Below are 18,827 nucleotides of genomic sequence, written 5' to 3'. Positions count from 1 at the left end.
ACGCTCGGAATTATCAGTTGGCTGATTTTACTGGCTTTAACATTCACTTCCACGCAGGCGATGCAGCGAAACTTAGGCAAACGCTGGCAACAATTGCATAACTTCGTCTATCTTGTCGCGATCCTGGCCCCCATACATTATCTGTGGTCAGTAAAGATTATCTCACCACAGCCAATCATCTACGCTGGGCTGGCTTTACTGCTTTTAGCCTTACGTTATAAGAAGTTCCGTCAATGGTGGCGCTAATTTCATGAACTGTGCGGCTTGTTGCAAAATACGCGGCGTTGAAAGTTATTTACATGTTAGCTGTTGATTATCTTCCCTGATAAGACCAGTATTTAGCTGCCATTTGCTACGAAATCGTTATAATGTGCGACCTCGTTCTCCCTGACGCAGTTTTTGAGCTGCGGAAAAGGTGACAATGGCGAAACGAAGGTATATTTTGTTTTTTGCCGGAGAATGGCAGCAGATCGCTGCACAATGTCCGTCAAGTCTCACATTGACACTCTGGGGCAAAATAGACCGGCGTCCCGGCTGGCTGGAATTTATCGCTATGCATACAGCTACTGTCGGGGCATACGCTTTACAGACGGCGGTGAAACGCCTGTCACAATCACACTAAACAAAGAGTACGGAACCCACTCATGGATATTCGTAAGATTAAAAAACTGATCGAGCTGGTTGAAGAATCAGGCATCTCTGAACTGGAAATTTCTGAAGGCGAAGAGTCAGTACGCATCAGCCGTGCAGCACCTGCCGCAAGTTTCCCGATGATGCAACAAGCTTACGCTGCACCAATGATGCAGCAGCCAGCTCAGTCTAACGCAGCCGCTCCGGCGACCGTTCCTTCCATGGAAGCGCCAGCAGCAGCGGAAATCAGTGGTCACATCGTACGTTCCCCAATGGTTGGTACTTTCTACCGCACCCCAAGCCCGGACGCGAAAGCGTTCATCGAAGTGGGTCAGAAAGTGAACGTGGGCGATACCCTGTGCATCGTTGAAGCCATGAAAATGATGAACCAGATCGAAGCAGACAAATCCGGTACTGTGAAAGCAATTCTGGTCGAAAGTGGACAACCGGTAGAATTTGACGAGCCGCTGGTCGTCATCGAGTAACGAGGCGAACATGCTGGATAAAATTGTTATTGCCAACCGTGGCGAGATTGCATTGCGTATTCTTCGTGCCTGTAAAGAACTGGGCATCAAGACTGTCGCAGTGCACTCCAGCGCGGATCGCGACCTAAAACACGTATTACTGGCAGATGAAACGGTCTGTATTGGCCCTGCTCCGTCAGTAAAAAGCTATCTGAACATCCCGGCAATCATCAGCGCCGCTGAAATCACTGGCGCAGTAGCAATCCATCCGGGTTACGGCTTCCTTTCCGAAAACGCCAATTTTGCTGAGCAGGTTGAACGCTCTGGCTTTATCTTCATCGGCCCGAAAGCAGACACCATTCGCCTGATGGGTGACAAAGTGTCGGCAATTGCCGCGATGAAAAAAGCTGGCGTCCCTTGTGTACCAGGGTCTGACGGCCCGCTGGGCGACGATATGGATAAAAACCGCGCCATTGCTAAACGCATTGGTTACCCGGTAATTATCAAAGCTTCCGGCGGCGGCGGCGGTCGCGGTATGCGCGTAGTGCGCAGCGACGCTGAACTGGCGCAATCCATCTCCATGACGCGTGCGGAAGCGAAAGCTGCTTTCAGCAACGATATGGTTTACATGGAGAAATACCTGGAAAATCCTCGCCACGTCGAGATTCAGGTACTGGCGGACGGCCAGGGCAACGCTATCTATCTGGCTGAACGTGACTGCTCCATGCAGCGCCGTCACCAGAAAGTGGTCGAAGAAGCGCCAGCACCGGGCATTACCCCGGAACTGCGTCGCTACATTGGCGAACGTTGTGCCAAAGCGTGTGTTGATATCGGCTATCGCGGAGCAGGTACTTTCGAATTCCTGTTTGAAAACGGCGAATTCTATTTCATCGAAATGAACACCCGTATTCAGGTAGAACACCCGGTTACTGAAATGATCACCGGCGTTGACCTGATCAAAGAGCAGTTGCGTATCGCTGCCGGTCAACCGCTGTCGATCAAGCAAGAAGAAGTTCATGTTCGCGGCCATGCGGTGGAATGCCGTATCAATGCCGAAGATCCAAACACCTTCCTGCCAAGCCCGGGCAAAATCACCCGTTTCCACGCACCTGGCGGTTTTGGCGTGCGTTGGGAGTCTCATATCTACGCTGGCTACACCGTGCCGCCGTACTATGACTCAATGATCGGCAAACTGATTTGCTACGGTGAAAACCGTGATGTGGCGATTGCACGCATGAAGAATGCGCTGCAGGAGCTAATCATCGACGGTATCAAAACCAACGTTGATCTGCAGATCCGCATCATGAACGACGAGAACTTCCAGCATGGTGGCACTAACATCCACTATCTGGAGAAAAAACTCGGTCTTCAGGAAAAATAAGACTGCAACAGCGTCAAAAGGCCGGATTTTCCGGCCTTTTTTATTTCTGGGGATCGGCAAGCCCCATAAGGTACAATCCCCGCTTTATTCACCCATCAGGGACAAAAAATGGACACTCGTTTTGTTCAGGCCCATAAAGAGGCGCGCTGGGCGCTGGGGCTGACCCTTTTGTATCTGCTTGTTTGGTTAGTAGCTGCTTACTTACCTGGCGTTGCCCCCGGTTTTACCGGTTTTCCGCGCTGGTTTGAGATGGCCTGCATCCTGACGCCGCTGCTGTTTATTGGACTGTGCTGGGCGATGGTGAAATTTATCTATCGCGATATTCCGCTGGAGGATGACGATGCAGCTTGAAGTGATTCTACCGCTGGTCGCCTATCTGGTGGTGGTGTTCGGGATTTCGGTTTATGCGATGCGTAAACGGAACACGGGCACTTTCCTGAATGAGTATTTCCTCGGCAGCCGCTCTATGGGCGGTATTGTGCTGGCGATGACGCTCACCGCAACCTATATCAGCGCCAGTTCGTTTATCGGCGGACCCGGCGCTGCTTATAAATACGGGCTGGGCTGGGTATTGCTGGCGATGATTCAGCTACCTGCTGTCTGGCTTTCGCTCGGTATTCTCGGCAAGAAGTTCGCTATTCTCGCGCGCCGCTACAATGCGGTAACGCTGAACGATATGCTGTTTGCCCGCTACCAGAGCCGTTTGCTGGTGTGGCTGGCGAGTTTGAGTTTGCTGGTAGCATTCGTTGGTGCAATGACCGTGCAGTTTATCGGCGGTGCGCGTCTACTGGAAACCGCTGCTGGCATTCCTTATGAAACCGGCCTGCTGATTTTCGGCATCAGTATTGCGTTGTATACCGCCTTTGGTGGCTTTCGCGCCAGTGTGCTGAACGACACTATGCAAGGGCTGGTGATGCTGATTGGCACCATTGTGCTACTGGTCGGCGTGGTCCATGCTGCTGGCGGCTTAAGCAACGCAGTAGAGACGCTACAATCCATTGATCCGCAACTGGTAACACCACAAGGCGCTGATGATATTCTGTCGCCTGCCTTCATGACTTCGTTCTGGGTTCTGGTGTGCTTTGGGGTGATTGGCCTGCCGCATACCGCGGTGCGCTGTATCTCTTACAAAGACAGCAAAGCGGTACATCGGGGGATCATCATCGGTACAATTGTGGTGGCGATCCTGATGTTTGGTATGCATCTGGCTGGCGCGTTAGGCCGCGCGGTGATCCCTGATCTCACCGTGCCGGATCTGGTGATCCCAACGTTGATGGTAAAAGTGTTGCCGCCGTTTGCTGCCGGGATCTTCCTTGCCGCCCCAATGGCCGCGATTATGTCGACGATCAATGCCCAATTGCTGCAAAGTTCCGCTACGATCATTAAAGATCTCTATCTGAATATCCGTCCGGAACAAATGCAAAACGAGACGCGTCTGAAGCGGATGTCGGCGGTGATTACGTTGGTTCTCGGCGCGTTGCTGCTGCTTGCCGCCTGGAAGCCGCCAGAAATGATCATCTGGTTAAATTTGCTGGCCTTCGGTGGTCTTGAAGCCGTCTTCCTGTGGCCATTGGTGCTGGGCCTTTACTGGGAACGCGCTAACGCCAAAGGCGCGCTAAGCGCGATGATCGTCGGCGGCGTGCTGTATGCCGTACTTGCAACCCTGAATATTCAGTACCTGGGCTTCCACCCTATCGTGCCCTCGTTACTGCTAAGTTTGCTGGCTTTCCTGGTCGGAAACCGTTTCGGTACATCCGTCCCGCAAGCTACCGTTTTGACTACTGATAAATAAAGAGTTTTGCCATGCCTTGGATCCAACTGAAACTGAACACCACCGGCGCGAATGCAGAAGATCTTAGCGATGCGCTGATGGAAGCCGGTGCCGTTTCTATCACTTTTCAGGATACCCACGATACGCCAGTGTTTGAGCCACTGCCGGGCGAAACTCGCCTGTGGGGCGACACCGATGTGATTGGTCTGTTTGACGCAGAAACAGACATGAATGAAGTTGTGGCGATTCTGGAAAACCATCCGCTACTCGGCGCGGGCTTCGCGCATAAAATCGAGCAACTGGAGGATAAAGACTGGGAACGCGAGTGGATGGATAATTTCCACCCGATGCGCTTTGGCGAACGTCTGTGGATCTGTCCAAGCTGGCGCGATGTACCAGACGAAAATGCTGTCAACGTGATGTTAGATCCGGGTCTGGCGTTTGGTACGGGCACTCATCCAACCACCTCTCTGTGCCTGCAATGGCTCGACAGCCTCGATTTAACCGGTAAAACGGTCATCGACTTTGGCTGTGGTTCCGGCATTCTGGCTATCGCGGCGCTGAAGTTGGGCGCAGCAAAAGCTATTGGTATTGATATCGATCCACAGGCCATTCAGGCCAGCCGCGACAATGCTGAACGTAATGGTGTTTCTGATCGACTGGAACTCTATCTCCCGAAAGATCAGCCTGAAGCAATGAAGGCCGACGTGGTGGTCGCTAACATTCTCGCAGGCCCGTTACGTGAACTGGCGCCGTTAATCAGCGTCCTGCCGGTTTCAGGCGGTTTACTGGGCCTTTCCGGTATCCTGGCAAGCCAGGCAGAGAGCGTTTGTGACGCGTATGCCGATAGCTTCACGCTCGACCCGGTTGTGGAAAAAGAAGAGTGGTGTCGCATTACCGGTCGTAAGAATTAACCTTCACAATGCGGCATAGTGGTGTAGCGCGAAGTGCGAGCAACATCACAAAAGGCACGTGAATTTGCTGATTATTTGAGCAAATTCACGTGCCTGAATTTTCATTCATAAAGAAAAATTGAGAACTTACTCAAATTTCTTTGAGTGCAAATTTTAGTCACTTGTTTCTAATGTGATGATTTTTATGACTAATTATTCCGCGGCGTTCATTTTAAATGCAATTCTTTGATCCATCTCAGAGGATTGGTCAAAGTTTGGCCTTTCATCTCGTGCAAAAAATGCGTAATATACGCCGCCTTGCAGTCACAGTATGGTCATTTCTTAACTCATGCGCATCGGACAATATCAGCTCAGAAATCGCCTGATCGCAGCGCCCATGGCTGGCATTACAGACAGACCTTTTCGGACGTTGTGCTACGAGATGGGAGCCGGATTGACAGTATCCGAGATGATGTCTTCTAACCCTCAGGTTTGGGAAAGCGACAAATCTCGTTTACGGATGGTGCACATTGATGAACCCGGTATTCGCACCGTGCAAATTGCCGGTAGCGATCCGAAAGAAATGGCGGATGCTGCACGTATTAACGTGGAAAGCGGTGCCCAAATTATTGATATCAATATGGGTTGCCCGGCTAAAAAAGTGAATCGCAAGCTCGCAGGCTCAGCCCTCTTGCAGTACCCGGATGTCGTTAAATCGATCCTTACCGAGGTCGTCAATGCAGTGGACGTTCCTGTCACTCTGAAGATTCGCACCGGTTGGGCGCCGGAACACCGTAACTGCGAAGAGATTGCCCAACTGGCTGAAGACTGTGGCATTCAGGCTCTGACCATTCATGGTCGTACACGCGCCTGTTTGTTCAATGGAGAAGCTGAATACGACAGTATTCGGGCAGTTAAGCAGAAAGTTTCCATTCCGGTTATCGCGAATGGCGACATTACTGACCCGCTTAAAGCCAGAGCTGTGCTCGACTATACAGGGGCGGATGCCCTGATGATAGGCCGCGCAGCTCAGGGAAGACCCTGGATCTTTCGGGAAATCCAGCATTATCTGGACACTGGGGAGTTGCTGCCCCCGCTGCCTTTGGCAGAGGTTAAGCGCTTGCTTTGCGCGCATGTTCGGGAACTGCATGACTTTTATGGTCCGGCGAAAGGTTACCGAATTGCACGTAAACACGTTTCCTGGTATCTCCAGGAACACGCTCCAAATGACCAGTTTCGGCGCACATTCAACGCCATTGAGGATGCCAGCGAACAGCTGGAGGCGTTGGAGGCATACTTCGAAAATTTTGCGTAAACAGAAATAAAGAGCTGACAGAACTATGTTCGAACAACGCGTAAATTCTGACGTACTGACCGTTTCTACCGTTAACTCTCAGGATCAGGTAACCCAAAAACCCCTGCGTGACTCGGTTAAACAGGCACTGAAGAACTATTTTGCTCAACTGAATGGTCAGGATGTTAATGACCTCTATGAGCTGGTACTGGCTGAAGTAGAACAGCCCCTGTTGGACATGGTGATGCAATACACCCGTGGTAATCAGACCCGTGCTGCGCTGATGATGGGCATCAACCGTGGTACACTGCGTAAAAAACTGAAAAAGTACGGCATGAACTAATTCAGGTTAGCTAAATGCTTGATTAAAAAGGCGCTACTCGGCATGGGGAAGCGCCTTTTTTATAGGCGTCACAAAGGGAGTGACCATGAGAACAGGATGTGAACCCACCCGGTTTGGCGATGAAACAAAAACGATCATTCAGGGTGATGCATTAGCCGAGCTAAAAAAAATCCCCACCGGGAGCATCGATCTGATCTTTGCCGACCCGCCTTATAACATCGGCAAAAATTTTGATGGTCTGATCGAAGCATGGAAAGAAGATCTGTTTATTAACTGGCTATTTGAAGTGATTGCAGAGTGCCACCGCATCCTTAAAAAACAGGGCTGCATGTACATCATGAACAGCACCGAAAACATGCCCTTTATCGATATCCAGTGTCGCAAACTTTTTACCATCAAAAGTCGCATCGTCTGGTCATATGACAGTTCTGGGGTACAGGCGAAGAAACACTACGGCTCCATGTACGAACCTATCCTGATGATGGTGAAAGACGCAAAGAACTACACATTTAACAGCGATGCTATTCTGGTAGAAGCCAAAACCGGATCGCAGCGCGCGTTGATCGATTATCGTAAAAATCCTCCGCAGCCTTACAATAATCAAAAAGTACCGGGCAACGTCTGGGATTTTCCGCGCGTGCGTTATTTGATGGATGAATATGAAAACCATCCGACGCAAAAGCCGGAAGCATTGCTGAAACGCATTATTCTCGCCTCTTCAAACCCTGGAGATATCGTTCTCGACCCGTTTGCGGGCAGTTTTACCACCGGCGCGGTCGCCGTCACAACCGGGCGAAAATTCATTGGTATTGAGATTAACAGCGAGTACATCAAGATGGGGCTCCGACGACTGGGTATCGCGTCACATTACTCCGTGGAAGAGCTGGCGAAAGTAAAAAAAAGAAAGACCGGCAACCTGTCAAAACGATGCCGGGTCAGCGAAGTTGACCCCGATCTCATTGCAAAGTAAAGGAAGTGTAAGCCTGGTTTTCAGATTATTCATTTCGTGTATATTTCCTGCCAGACTTGGTTAAACATGCACAGGCTCAGGTAATGATTCGCAAGTATTGGTGGCTCGTCGTTTTCGCTGTCTCCGTTTTTCTGTTTGATACTTTACTGATGCAATGGATTGAGCTGTTGGCTACAGAAACAGACAAATGCCGCAATATGAATTCGGTTAATCCACTTAAACTGGTTAACTGTGACGAACTGGATTTCTACAACAGAATGTAAGCTTATACGATATCTAATTCATTTGTTTTATGAATTAGTTTTGCTACATTTTTATCTGGTATGAACATTCTTAATACGTTATCGACTAAGGCGGGTGCGTGTTTATAAAGATCGTAACCCGCCATATTCATTAACCAGTTTTTGACAATTCCGCAGAAAGCACCCTCAATAATAATCATCACTACATCTAAATCGAGATTATTTTCCACACAGCCTTGTTGCTGACATGCCTGCAATATTTCGCGCAGAATCTGCGGATTAAAACCCATCTTCTCGCGTATTACGGCCTCTGCCAGCATCTCATCATTAAATTCACATTTGTGATATAAAATTTGCAGTAATGCTTGTTGGCGTGGAATTTCGGCAATATATTGCAAGCTAACAATCAGTTTTTCACGCAATTGCTGAAACGGGTTATGCTCTGCCCCTGCCGTCAACCGCTCCTGAATTAACTCCCGCAATGAAGGCTGTTGCAGCCACATCTCATTAAACAGTTGGGTCTTGTTTTCGAAATGCCAGTAGATAGCGCCACGCGTGACGTTGGCAGCATCAGCGATATCATTGAGCGTCGTCTTGCTTACACCATGCTGCGCAAACTGGGCGATGGCGGTTTCAATCAGTTCTTGCCGGGTCTTCAGAGCTTCAGCTTTGGTTCTTTTTGCCATGATTAATTATTCAGGAAATAAATACATTAGACATAAAGGAAATAATGAAAGGTAATGTATCACCCAATATTTATTTATACGAGAGGCTAAAATTCACCTGCTATAAATCGTCAAATAAACAAAATCCATTATTGACGTAGAATACATTTATTTAATGAATGTACGTTTCAATTTGCGTCAAAACAATTCCTCTCCCTTCAATTCACATCAAAACAAAACATTAGAACACGAATCTATTTTTGTGTTTATGTGCCTTGAGAGGCCAGTATTCATAACTATTTATTACATCGCCGGACGATAATTTGTAGGATAGCGAACTGTATTTTTATTTCTGCGAGTTAACGCGTTGCCTTTTTCTGGCAAATAACGCGCTTTTGTTTTTTTGAGGAATAGTAATGACGAAATATGCCAGGTTTTTCCTCCTGCCCCCCTTTATCATGATCTCCGCAGCGTTAATCGCGGGTTGCAACGATAAGGGAGAAGAGAAAGTTCACGTCGGTGAACCGCAGGTTACCGTTCATGTTGTGAAAACTGCCCCGTTAGAAGTTAAAACTGAATTACCTGGCCGTACCAACGCTTTCCGTATTGCCGAAGTTCGCCCACAGGTTAACGGGATCGTACTAAATCGTAATTTCACTGAAGGCAGCGATGTGCAAGCAGGTCAGTCCCTGTACCAGATTGATCCAGCGACCTATCAGGCAAGTTATGACAGTGCGAAAGGTGAACTGGCGAAAAGTGAAGCCGCCGCTTCCATCGCGCATTTGACGGTAAAACGTTACGTTCCGCTCGTGGGCACAAAATACATCAGTCAGCAGGAGTACGATCAGGCCATTGCTGATGCCCGCCAGGCCGATGCCGCCGTGATTGCCGCAAAAGCCACGGTCGAAAGCGCCCGCATCAATCTCGCTTATACCAAAGTAACCGCGCCAATTAGCGGACGTATCGGCAAATCGACTGTGACCGAAGGTGCTCTCGTCACTAACGGGCAAACGACTGAACTGGCGACTGTCCAGCAACTCGATCCTATCTACGTCGATGTGACCCAATCAAGCAACGATTTCATGAGACTGAAGCAGTCCGTAGAGCAAGGAAATTTACATAAGGAAAACACCACCAGCAACGTAGAGCTGGTCATGGAAAACGGTCAAACTTATCCCCTGAAAGGCACACTGCAATTCTCCGATGTGACCGTGGATGAAAGCACTGGTTCCATAACCCTACGTGCGGTTTTCCCTAACCCACAGCATACGCTTCTGCCGGGTATGTTTGTGCGCGCCCGGATTGATGAAGGTGTACAACCTGATGCCATTCTTATTCCGCAACAAGGCGTCAGCCGCACACCGCGTGGCGATGCAACCGTGCTGATTGTGAATGAGAAAAGTCAGGTTGAAGCGCGTCCAGTCGTTGCCAGCCAGGCGATTGGCGATAAATGGTTAATTAGCGAAGGGCTGAAATCTGGCGATCAAGTCATTGTCAGCGGTCTGCAAAAAGCGCGTCCGGGAGAACAGGTTAAAACCACGACCGATACCCCCGCAGATACTGCGTCGAAGTAAGGCAATCAGACATGGCAAACTTTTTTATTCGACGACCGATATTTGCATGGGTGCTGGCCATTATTCTGATGATGGCAGGCGTACTGGCGATCCTACAATTACCTATCGCCCAATACCCAACCATTGCGCCGCCTGCGGTTTCTGTTTCGGCAAACTATCCGGGTGCTGATGCACAGACCGTACAGGATACGGTGACGCAGGTTATCGAACAGAATATGAATGGTATCGATAACCTGATGTATATGTCCTCCACCAGCGATTCCGCCGGTAGCGTAACAATTACCCTCACTTTCCAGTCAGGGACAGATCCAGATATCGCGCAAGTCCAGGTGCAGAACAAACTCCAACTTGCCACGCCGTTGCTGTCGCAGGAAGTTCAACAACAGGGGATTAGCGTTGAAAAGTCCAGTAGCAGTTATTTGATGGTGGCAGGTTTTGTCTCTGATAATCCCAGTACCACTCAGGACGATATCTCGGACTATGTGGCCTCTAACGTTAAAGATACGCTTAGCCGCCTGAATGGCGTTGGTGACGTGCAACTATTTGGCGCACAGTATGCGATGCGTATCTGGCTGGACGCCGACCTACTAAACAAATATAAACTGACACCGGTTGATGTGATTAACCAGTTGAAAGTGCAGAACGATCAGATAGCTGCCGGGCAACTGGGCGGAACACCAGCGTTGCCTGGGCAACAGTTGAACGCCTCGATTATTGCTCAGACCCGGTTAAAAAATCCGGAAGAGTTCAGCAAAGTCACCCTGCACGTGAACAGCGACGGTTCAGTGGTTCGCCTGAAAGATGTCGCCCGTGTTGAGCTTGGTGGTGAAAACTATAACGTCATCGCCCGTATCAACGGTAAACCGGCAGCGGGTCTGGGTATTAAACTAGCCACTGGTGCGAACGCCCTCGATACGGCGAAAGCCATTAAGGCGAAACTGGCAGAATTACAGCCATTCTTCCCGCAGGGAATGAAGGTTCTCTACCCTTATGACACCACACCATTCGTCCAGCTTTCTATTCACGAAGTGGTAAAAACGCTGGTTGAAGCCATTATCCTGGTGTTTCTGGTGATGTATCTGTTCTTGCAGAATATGCGAGCAACGCTGATCCCCACCATTGCTGTGCCCGTAGTGCTGTTAGGGACGTTTGCCATCCTCGCCGCTTTTGGTTACTCCATCAACACACTAACAATGTTTGGAATGGTGCTTGCCATCGGGCTGCTCGTCGATGATGCGATAGTGGTGGTAGAGAACGTCGAGCGCGTGATGATGGAGGATAATCTCCCGCCAAAAGAAGCGACGGAAAAATCGATGTCGCAAATTCAGGGCGCACTGGTGGGTATTGCGATGGTGCTGTCAGCGGTTTTTATTCCGATGGCATTCTTCGGCGGTTCCACAGGGGCAATTTATCGCCAGTTTTCTATCACCATTGTTTCGGCAATGGCGCTTTCCGTACTGGTGGCATTGATTCTCACCCCTGCATTATGCGCAACGCTACTCAAACCAGTCTCTGCCGAACATCACGATAAAAAGAGCGGTTTCTTCGGCTGGTTTAATACCACTTTCGATCATAGCGTTAACCACTATACCAATAGCGTTGGCAAAATCCTCGGTTCCACAGGGCGATATTTACTGATCTATGCGCTGATAGTTGCCGGAATGGTAGTGTTGTTTTTACGTCTCCCTTCTTCCTTTTTGCCGGAAGAAGATCAGGGGGTCTTTCTGACCATGATTCAACTTCCTGCTGGCGCGACGCAAGAGCGGACGCAAAAAGTGTTGGATCAAGTGACGGATTACTATCTGAAGAACGAGAAAGCGAACGTTGAAAGCGTCTTTACGGTTAACGGATTTAGCTTCAGCGGCCAGGCACAAAACGCCGGGATGGCCTTCGTTAGCCTGAAACCGTGGGAAAAGCGTGGTGGCGATGAAAACAGCGCGGAAGCAGTTATCCACCGCGCCAAAATGGAGCTGGGCAAGATCCGCGACGGTTTTGTCATTCCGTTCAATATGCCAGCCATTGTTGAACTGGGCACAGCAACGGGATTCGACTTTGAGTTAATCGATCAGGCCGGTCTGGGGCACGATGCCCTAACCCAGGCCCGCAACCAGTTGCTTGGTATGGCGGCGCAACATCCTGACAGCTTAGTCAGTGTACGTCCCAATGGTCTGGAAGATACCGCGCAGTTCAAACTTGAAGTTGACCAGGAAAAGGCACAGGCATTAGGCGTTTCGCTTTCTGATATCAATCAGACTATTTCTACGGCGTTGGGCGGAACTTACGTTAACGACTTCATCGACCGTGGACGGGTAAAAAAAGTGTACGTTCAGGCTGATGCAAAATTCCGTATGCTGCCAGAAGATGTCGATAAACTTTATGTCCGCAGCGCCAACGGTGAAATGGTGCCATTCTCTGCCTTTACCACTGCACATTGGGTGTATGGTTCTCCGCGACTGGAACGCTACAACGGCCTGCCTTCAATGGAGATTCAGGGGGAAGCCGCGCCAGGAACCAGTTCCGGTGATGCGATGGCGCTGATGGAAAATCTTGCGTCAAAATTACCTGCCGGCATTGGTTATGACTGGACGGGGATGTCGTATCAGGAACGCTTATCGGGTAACCAGGCTCCTGCCCTGGTAGCAATCTCCTTCCTGGTGGTTTTCCTGTGCCTTGCGGCGCTCTATGAAAGCTGGTCAATTCCCGTCTCGGTCATGCTGGTCGTGCCATTAGGGATTGTCGGTGTACTGCTGGCTGCAACACTCTTTAATCAGAAAAATGACGTTTATTTTATGGTGGGCTTGTTAACGACAATTGGCTTATCAGCCAAAAACGCCATTTTGATTGTTGAGTTCGCCAAAGACCTGATGGAGAAAGAAAGTAAAGGCGTTATCGAAGCAACGCTAATGGCGGTGCGCATGCGTCTGCGACCTATCCTGATGACATCCCTCGCATTTATACTCGGCGTGTTGCCGCTGGCTATCAGTAACGGTGCCGGGAGCGGCGCTCAGAACGCAGTGGGTATCGGTGTAATGGGTGGCATGGTCTCTGCAACATTGCTGGCTATTTTCTTCGTGCCGGTGTTCTTTGTCGTGATCCGCCGTTGCTTCAAAGGGTAAATCAGAAACATAAAGGCGTCTTCGACGCCTTTTAAATTTTCTGGAAAAATGAGAATAATTAATAGGATAAGCATTATTTTTTCTATAACCAGCAACTCATTTGCACCTTCTCCCTTCACTATTTTTACAATTCACATAATTTGTCATTATTCATCCTAAAAGAATTATAACTACCAATGATAAAATAATATCCAGATCGTTAATAAGAGAATTCACTTATTAAGCGATAGCGTTATTATTGAGGTAACATCATGAAAAGATTAATTTCTGTGGCATTGCTCACCGCATTGCTGGCGGGTTGTGCTCACGATTCCCCTTGCGTTCCGGTTTATGACGATCAGGGCCGTCTGGTTCACACCAATACCTGTATGAAAGGTACGACGCAGGATAACTGGGAAACTGCCGGAGCTATTGCTGGCGGGGCAGCGGCTGTCGCTGGCCTGACAATGGGGATTATTGCTCTGTCAAAATAACTGAACAGAGCGCGGAAGTCCGCGCTCTGTTTAACGATACAGAATCTTTCTATACGTTAAACATTGCTATATTCCGCTGGCTAATTCCCTTTTAATTAAGCATTTTATCTCGTCGCTTTCCTTTCTATCGAAATAACGCATGAATTTATTTTTCAATAACATCATCCCTTCTGATACTCACGCTAATAATCATTATTCTGCTTAGTAAAATACGCGTAAATATTTTGCGCCAAAATGTGGCGCATGTTTCATTTTCGCACCATTGCGGGGCGCTGTTTCTATTATTTCCTGTCTACACTCTGCTTATTGCGTCGCGGAATCGTGCGCAAAAACTGGCACTACTTTTGCTTATAAGAGGATGGCCACAGACAGGTAAAAAACGTTTCCCAAACGTTCTATAACGATAATTTTCGCCTTACAGGAAGCATTATGAAAAAGATGATGATAGCCACACTGGCTGCCGCCAGCGTGCTGCTTGCCGTTGCAAATCAGGCGCATGCTGGCGCGACGCTCGATGCTGTAAAGAAAAAAGGTTTTGTGCAATGCGGGATCAGCGACGGATTACCGGGGTTCTCTTATGCTGATGCAGACGGTAAGTTTTCTGGTATTGATGTTGATGTTTGTCGTGGTGTTGCCGCTGCTGTATTTGGCGACGACACGAAAGTGAAATATACGCCGCTCACCGCAAAAGAACGCTTTACTGCATTGCAATCCGGAGAAGTGGACTTACTCTCCCGTAATACGACCTGGACTTCATCTCGCGACGCAGGCATGGGAATGGTATTTACTGGCGTCACTTATTACGACGGCATTGGTTTCCTGACACATGACAAAGCAGGGTTAAAAAGCGCGAAGGAACTTGATGGCGCAACTGTCTGTATTCAGGCGGGTACGGATACTGAACTCAACGTTGCCGATTACTTCAAGGCAAACAATATGAAGTACACGCCAGTGACTTTCGATCGCTCTGACGAATCCGCGAAGGCACTGGAGTCTGGTCGCTGCGATACTCTGGCTTCGGATCAATCACAACTGTATGCCTTGCGTATCAAATTAAGTAACCCTGCCGAATGGATTGTTCTGCCGGAAGTTATCTCTAAAGAACCGCTTGGCCCGGTGGTTCGTCGTGGCGATGACGAATGGTTTTCTATTGTGCGCTGGACCCTGTTCGCCATGCTGAATGCTGAAGAGATGGGCGTTAATTCACAGAACGTCGATGAAAAAGCAGCAAATCCGGCAACACCAGATATGGCGCACCTGCTGGGTAAAGAAGGCGATTACGGTAAGGATCTGAAACTGGATAACAAGTGGGCCTACAACATCATCAAACAGGTAGGTAATTACTCGGAAATTTTTGAGCGCAACGTCGGCTCCGAAAGTCCGCTGAAAATTAAACGGGGTCAAAATAACCTCTGGAATAACGGTGGCATCCAATATGCACCGCCCGTGCGTTAAGTAAGTGTGAGGTAACGAGCGTCGCTACAGCGGCGCTCTCTTTAGCGTTATGGTTTTCGAGGTTTCTATGTCTCATCGCCGCCCAACTGTTAAAGGCTCACTCTCCTTTGCCAACCCTGTGGTTCGCGCTTGGTTATTCCAAATCCTTGCCGTTGTTGCCGTCGTCGGCATTGTTAGTTGGCTATTTCACAATACCGTGACGAATCTAAGCAATCGTGGCATTACATCAGGGTTTGCCTTTCTTGATCGTGGCGCTGGCTTCGGTATCGTCCAGCATTTGATCGATTACCAGCAGGGCGATACCTACGGACGCGTTTTTATTGTCGGTTTGCTCAATACGCTACTGGTTTCAGCATTGTGTATTGTGTTCGCTTCTGTTCTGGGCTTCTTTATTGGATTAGCGCGACTTTCAGAGAACTGGTTACTGCGAAAGTTATCCACAATTTATATTGAGATCTTCCGTAATATTCCGCCGCTGTTGCAAATCTTCTTCTGGTACTTTGCCGTGTTGCGCAATTTGCCCGGACCGCGACAGGCAGTGAGTGCGTTTGATCTGGCCTTTTTGAGCAATCGCGGGCTTTACATTCCCTCACCGCAACTGGGAGATGGATTTCTTGCGTTTATCGTGACCGTTGTGATGGCTATAGCCATTTCTGTTGGGCTATTTCGCTTCAACAAAACGTACCAGATAAAAACCGGTCAACTACGTCGCACATGGCCTGTCGCCGCTGTGATGATCATTGGTTTACCTTTGCTGGCGCAATGGCTTTTTGGCACAGCACTTCACTGGAACATTCCAGCCCTACAAGGGTTTAACTTCCGCGGTGGTATGGTGCTGATCCCTGAACTGGCTGCCTTAACGTTGGCGCTTTCGGTCTATACCTCTGCATTTATCGCTGAGATTATCCGCGCAGGGATTCAGGCTGTGCCTTATGGCCAACACGAAGCAGCCCGATCGCTGGGATTACCCAATACTGTCACACTACGTCAGGTGATTATTCCGCAGGCGCTGCGGGTGATTATTCCTCCGTTAACCAGCCAGTATCTCAACATCGTCAAAAACTCTTCTCTTGCCGCCGCTATTGGCTATCCGGATATGGTTTCACTGTTTGCCGGCACCGTGCTTAACCAGACCGGGCAGGCCATCGAGACGATAGCCATGACCATGTCGGTCTATCTGATTATCAGCCTGACTATCTCACTGCTGATGAATATCTATAACCGCCGTATCGCAATCGTTGAACGCTAAGGAGTCATGATGACGAAAGTATTGCTGTCTCATCCCCCGCGCCCGGCGAACCATAACCCAAGCCGCGTTATAGTTTGGGCGCGCAAAAATCTGTTCTCAAACTGGAGTAATAGTCTGCTGACCATTGGTTGCCTGTGGCTGATGTGGGAATTGATTCCACCGTTGCTGAACTGGGCTTTTTTGCAGGCTAACTGGGTTGGGTCAACCCGCGCAGACTGTACAAAAGCAGGTGCCTGCTGGGTCTTCATCCACGAGCGATTTGGCCAGTTTATGTATGGGCTTTACCCACACGACCAACGCTGGCGAATTAATCTGGCATTACTGATTGGCCTGATTTCGATTGCACCAATGTTCTGGAAAATACTCCCGCATCGCGGTCGCTATATTGCGGTATGGGCGGTGATTTACCCGCTTATTGTCTGGTGGCTAATGTATAGTGGTTTTCTTGGTCTTGAGCGAGTTGAAACCCGGCAATGGGGTGGGCTAACACTTACTTTGATTATTGCATCAGTTGGGATTGCAGGGGCGCTGCCGTGGGGGATTTTATTGGCGTTAGGCCGCCGTTCTCATATGCCGATTGTGCGTATCTTATCCGTCATTTTTATCGAGTTCTGGCGTGGCGTACCGCTGATCACCGTGTTGTTTATGTCGTCAGTGATGCTGCCGTTATTTATGGCAGAAGGCACCAGCATCGACAAACTGATCCGTACATTAGTCGGAGTGATCCTGTTCCAGTCCGCTTATGTTGCGGAAGTGGTGCGAGGTGGATTGCAGGCGCTCCCCAAAGGTCAATATGAAGCTGCAGAGTCGCTGGCGTTGGGTTACTGGAAAACCCAGGGGCTGGTTATTCTGCCACAGGCACTGAAACTGGTTATTCCAGGGCTGGTAAACACCATCATCGCACTATTCAAAGATACCAGTCTGGTGATCATTATCGGGTTGTTCGATCTTTTCAGTAGCGTTCAGCAGGCAACCGTTGATCCCGCCTGGTTGGGCATGTCGACCGAAGGGTACGTCTTCGCGGCACTGATCTATTGGATCTTCTGTTTCAGTATGTCGCGTTATAGCCAACATCTGGAAAAACGTTTTAACACCGAGCGTACACCGCATTGAGGACACTATGAGCCAAATTTTACTGCAACCTGCTAACGCGATGATTACGCTGGAAAATGTTAACAAATGGTATGGGCAATTCCATGTCCTGAAGAATATAAATTTAATCGTGCAACCGGGGGAACGAATCGTTCTGTGTGGCCCTTCTGGTTCCGGGAAATCGACAACCATCCGTTGTATTAATCACCTGGAAGAACATCAACAGGGAAGAATCGTAGTGGATGGCATCGAACTTAACGAAGATATCCGCAATATTGAGCGTGTCAGGCAAGAAGTAGGGATGGTCTTTCAGCATTTCAATCTCTTCCCACATCTGACCGTTTTACAGAACTGTACCCTGGCGCCGATTTGGGTACGCAAGATGCCGAAGAAAGAGGCTGAAGCTCTGGCGATGCATTACCTTGAGAGAGTACGAATTGCCGAACATGCACAGAAGTTTCCCGGGCAGATATCCGGTGGTCAGCAGCAACGCGTTGCCATAGCTCGTTCACTCTGCATGAAACCCAAGATCATGTTGTTTGATGAACCCACGTCGGCGCTCGATCCGGAGATGGTGAAAGAAGTGCTGGATACGATGATTGGACTGGCACAGTCGGGTATGACAATGCTGTGTGTAACGCATGAGATGGGATTTGCCCGCACTGTTGCTGACAAGGTCATTTTTATGGATCGCGGAGAGATTGTTGAGCAGGCCGCGCCGGATGAGTTTTTTGCACATCCGAAATCGGAACGCACGCAGGCGTTTTTATCGCAGGTAATCCATTAAATTGGATATGGTTTCAAAATGCAAAAAGGCCATCCTTTCGGATGGCCTTCTGCTTTATTTGATGTCTGGCAGTTCCCTACTCTCGCATGGGGAGACCCCACACTACCATCGGCGCTACGGCGTTTCACTTCTGAGTTCGGCATGGGGTCAGGTGGGACCACCGCGCTACTGCCGCCAGACAAATTCTTTTCTAATCTGCCGAACTTTAACCTAAAAAGTGGTGCTGATACCCAGAGTCGAACTGGGGACCTCACCCTTACCAAGGGTGCGCTCTACCAACTGAGCCATATCAGCACGCTAAATTTGATGCCTGGCAGTTCCCTACTCTCGCATGGGGAGGCCCCACACTACCATCGGCGCTACGGCGTTTCACTTCTGAGTTCGGCATGGGGTCAGGTGGGACCACCGCGCTATCTCCGCCAGGCAAA

At 49.3% G+C, this 18,827-nt stretch carries 17 protein-coding genes, 1 tRNA gene, 2 rRNA genes and 1 pseudogene; 17 read left to right on the top strand and 4 right to left on the bottom strand.

Going from position 1 to position 18,827, the window contains the following annotated elements; genetic code table 11:
• The 10 genes and pseudogenes from msrQ to C0K55_RS24605 all read left to right on the top strand — a co-directional run.
• Positions 1 to 246 (top strand): annotated as a pseudogene (gene msrQ, locus C0K55_RS24655) (protein-methionine-sulfoxide reductase heme-binding subunit MsrQ); the annotation flags it as partial.
• 398 nt (positions 247 to 644) lie between these two features.
• Positions 645 to 1,115, top strand: coding sequence for an acetyl-CoA carboxylase biotin carboxyl carrier protein (gene accB / locus C0K55_RS24645; protein ID WP_000354618.1), 471 nt, complete (start codon positions 645 to 647; stop codon positions 1,113 to 1,115).
• Between the two features lie 10 nt (positions 1,116 to 1,125).
• Positions 1,126 to 2,475: an acetyl-CoA carboxylase biotin carboxylase subunit gene (accC, locus tag C0K55_RS24640; protein WP_000884623.1), complete on the top strand. Its 1,350-nt coding sequence runs from the start codon at positions 1,126 to 1,128 to the stop codon at positions 2,473 to 2,475.
• A 108-nt stretch (positions 2,476 to 2,583) separates the two neighbouring features.
• Positions 2,584 to 2,826 (top strand): YhdT family protein, encoded by a 243-nt coding sequence (locus C0K55_RS24635; protein WP_000381177.1) that lies wholly within the window; start codon positions 2,584 to 2,586, stop codon positions 2,824 to 2,826.
• Positions 2,816 to 4,267, top strand: a complete 1,452-nt coding sequence (gene panF, locus C0K55_RS24630) for a sodium/pantothenate symporter (RefSeq protein WP_001175693.1) — start codon at positions 2,816 to 2,818, stop codon at positions 4,265 to 4,267. The genes C0K55_RS24635 and panF overlap by 11 nt, the downstream gene beginning before the upstream one ends.
• 11 nt (positions 4,268 to 4,278) lie before the next feature.
• On the top strand, positions 4,279 to 5,160 hold the full coding sequence (prmA, locus tag C0K55_RS24625; RefSeq protein WP_001517191.1) for a 50S ribosomal protein L11 methyltransferase: 882 nt from the start codon (positions 4,279 to 4,281) through the stop codon (positions 5,158 to 5,160).
• A 328-nt stretch (positions 5,161 to 5,488) separates the two neighbouring features.
• On the top strand, positions 5,489 to 6,454 hold the full coding sequence (dusB, locus tag C0K55_RS24620; protein WP_001219652.1) for a tRNA dihydrouridine synthase DusB: 966 nt from the start codon (positions 5,489 to 5,491) through the stop codon (positions 6,452 to 6,454).
• A gap of 25 nt (positions 6,455 to 6,479) precedes the next feature.
• Positions 6,480 to 6,776 (top strand): DNA-binding transcriptional regulator Fis, encoded by a 297-nt coding sequence (fis, locus tag C0K55_RS24615; RefSeq protein WP_000462905.1) that lies wholly within the window; start codon positions 6,480 to 6,482, stop codon positions 6,774 to 6,776.
• An 85-nt stretch (positions 6,777 to 6,861) separates the two neighbouring features.
• Complete coding sequence (gene yhdJ, locus C0K55_RS24610; RefSeq protein ID WP_001258882.1) at positions 6,862 to 7,746, top strand: adenine-specific DNA-methyltransferase; 885 nt, start codon at positions 6,862 to 6,864, stop codon at positions 7,744 to 7,746.
• Between the two features lie 83 nt (positions 7,747 to 7,829).
• Positions 7,830 to 8,009: a DUF2556 family protein gene (locus C0K55_RS24605; protein ID WP_001517193.1), complete on the top strand. Its 180-nt coding sequence runs from the start codon at positions 7,830 to 7,832 to the stop codon at positions 8,007 to 8,009.
• Positions 8,010 to 8,011: 2 nt separating this feature from the next.
• Here the strand turns inward: C0K55_RS24605 and envR are convergent, their stop codons facing one another.
• Positions 8,012 to 8,674 (bottom strand): acrEF/envCD operon transcriptional regulator, encoded by a 663-nt coding sequence (gene envR / locus C0K55_RS24600; protein ID WP_105266854.1) that lies wholly within the window; start codon positions 8,672 to 8,674, stop codon positions 8,012 to 8,014.
• 395 nt (positions 8,675 to 9,069) lie between these two features.
• Here envR and acrE point away from each other — a divergent pair, with 395 nt between their 5' ends.
• The 7 genes from acrE (at position 9,070) to C0K55_RS24555 (ending at position 18,399) form a co-directional block, all read left to right on the top strand.
• A complete protein-coding gene (acrE, locus tag C0K55_RS24590) occupies positions 9,070 to 10,227 on the top strand; it encodes a multidrug efflux RND transporter periplasmic adaptor subunit AcrE (protein WP_061091086.1) in 1,158 nt (385 codons plus the stop codon).
• 11 nt (positions 10,228 to 10,238) lie between these two features.
• Positions 10,239 to 13,343: a multidrug efflux RND transporter permease subunit AcrF gene (gene acrF, locus C0K55_RS24585; protein ID WP_105266853.1), complete on the top strand. Its 3,105-nt coding sequence runs from the start codon at positions 10,239 to 10,241 to the stop codon at positions 13,341 to 13,343.
• Between the two features lie 251 nt (positions 13,344 to 13,594).
• On the top strand, positions 13,595 to 13,816 hold the full coding sequence (locus C0K55_RS24580; protein WP_000825670.1) for a lipoprotein: 222 nt from the start codon (positions 13,595 to 13,597) through the stop codon (positions 13,814 to 13,816).
• Positions 13,817 to 14,245: 429 nt separating this feature from the next.
• A complete protein-coding gene (locus tag C0K55_RS24570; RefSeq protein WP_000738562.1) occupies positions 14,246 to 15,271 on the top strand; it encodes an amino acid ABC transporter substrate-binding protein in 1,026 nt (341 codons plus the stop codon).
• Between the two features lie 67 nt (positions 15,272 to 15,338).
• Positions 15,339 to 16,520: an amino acid ABC transporter permease gene (locus tag C0K55_RS24565; RefSeq protein WP_000019641.1), complete on the top strand. Its 1,182-nt coding sequence runs from the start codon at positions 15,339 to 15,341 to the stop codon at positions 16,518 to 16,520.
• 9 nt (positions 16,521 to 16,529) lie between these two features.
• Positions 16,530 to 17,633: an amino acid ABC transporter permease gene (locus tag C0K55_RS24560; RefSeq protein ID WP_105266852.1), complete on the top strand. Its 1,104-nt coding sequence runs from the start codon at positions 16,530 to 16,532 to the stop codon at positions 17,631 to 17,633.
• A gap of 7 nt (positions 17,634 to 17,640) precedes the next feature.
• A complete protein-coding gene (locus C0K55_RS24555; protein ID WP_000078317.1) occupies positions 17,641 to 18,399 on the top strand; it encodes an amino acid ABC transporter ATP-binding protein in 759 nt (252 codons plus the stop codon).
• A gap of 63 nt (positions 18,400 to 18,462) precedes the next feature.
• Here the strand turns inward: C0K55_RS24555 and rrf (C0K55_RS24550) are convergent.
• From rrf (C0K55_RS24550) to rrf (C0K55_RS24540), 3 genes are all read right to left on the bottom strand, one after another.
• Positions 18,463 to 18,578 (bottom strand): 5S ribosomal RNA (gene rrf, locus C0K55_RS24550).
• A gap of 39 nt (positions 18,579 to 18,617) precedes the next feature.
• Positions 18,618 to 18,693: transfer RNA gene (locus tag C0K55_RS24545), tRNA-Thr, on the bottom strand.
• Positions 18,694 to 18,707: 14 nt separating this feature from the next.
• Positions 18,708 to 18,823, bottom strand: a 5S ribosomal RNA gene (rrf, locus tag C0K55_RS24540).
• Between the last annotated feature and the right edge of the window lie 4 nt (positions 18,824 to 18,827).

The organism is Escherichia sp. MOD1-EC6098 (assembly GCF_002965865.1).
GTDB lineage: Bacteria > Pseudomonadota > Gammaproteobacteria > Enterobacterales > Enterobacteriaceae > Escherichia > Escherichia marmotae.
This window is presented reverse-complemented; position numbering and strand designations above follow the sequence as displayed.

Excerpts from the sequence above, each read along its gene's own strand:
- acrE (WP_061091086.1), top strand. The coding sequence starts at position 9,070 with ATGACGAAATATGCCAGGTTTTTCCTCCTGCCCCCCTTTATCATGATC.
- accB (WP_000354618.1), top strand. The coding sequence starts at position 645 with ATGGATATTCGTAAGATTAAAAAACTGATCGAGCTGGTTGAAGAATCA.
- accC (WP_000884623.1), top strand. The coding sequence starts at position 1,126 with ATGCTGGATAAAATTGTTATTGCCAACCGTGGCGAGATTGCATTGCGT.
- prmA (WP_001517191.1), top strand. The coding sequence starts at position 4,279 with ATGCCTTGGATCCAACTGAAACTGAACACCACCGGCGCGAATGCAGAA.
- C0K55_RS24570 (WP_000738562.1), top strand. The coding sequence starts at position 14,246 with ATGAAAAAGATGATGATAGCCACACTGGCTGCCGCCAGCGTGCTGCTT.
- C0K55_RS24560 (WP_105266852.1), top strand. The coding sequence starts at position 16,530 with ATGACGAAAGTATTGCTGTCTCATCCCCCGCGCCCGGCGAACCATAAC.
- panF (WP_001175693.1), top strand. The coding sequence starts at position 2,816 with ATGCAGCTTGAAGTGATTCTACCGCTGGTCGCCTATCTGGTGGTGGTG.
- acrF (WP_105266853.1), top strand. The coding sequence starts at position 10,239 with ATGGCAAACTTTTTTATTCGACGACCGATATTTGCATGGGTGCTGGCC.
- dusB (WP_001219652.1), top strand. The coding sequence starts at position 5,489 with ATGCGCATCGGACAATATCAGCTCAGAAATCGCCTGATCGCAGCGCCC.
- C0K55_RS24605 (WP_001517193.1), top strand. The coding sequence starts at position 7,830 with ATGATTCGCAAGTATTGGTGGCTCGTCGTTTTCGCTGTCTCCGTTTTT.
- C0K55_RS24580 (WP_000825670.1), top strand. The coding sequence starts at position 13,595 with ATGAAAAGATTAATTTCTGTGGCATTGCTCACCGCATTGCTGGCGGGT.
- envR (WP_105266854.1), bottom strand. The coding sequence starts at position 8,674 with ATGGCAAAAAGAACCAAAGCTGAAGCTCTGAAGACCCGGCAAGAACTG.
- C0K55_RS24565 (WP_000019641.1), top strand. The coding sequence starts at position 15,339 with ATGTCTCATCGCCGCCCAACTGTTAAAGGCTCACTCTCCTTTGCCAAC.
- yhdJ (WP_001258882.1), top strand. The coding sequence starts at position 6,862 with ATGAGAACAGGATGTGAACCCACCCGGTTTGGCGATGAAACAAAAACG.
- C0K55_RS24555 (WP_000078317.1), top strand. The coding sequence starts at position 17,641 with ATGAGCCAAATTTTACTGCAACCTGCTAACGCGATGATTACGCTGGAA.
- fis (WP_000462905.1), top strand. The coding sequence starts at position 6,480 with ATGTTCGAACAACGCGTAAATTCTGACGTACTGACCGTTTCTACCGTT.
- C0K55_RS24635 (WP_000381177.1), top strand. The coding sequence starts at position 2,584 with ATGGACACTCGTTTTGTTCAGGCCCATAAAGAGGCGCGCTGGGCGCTG.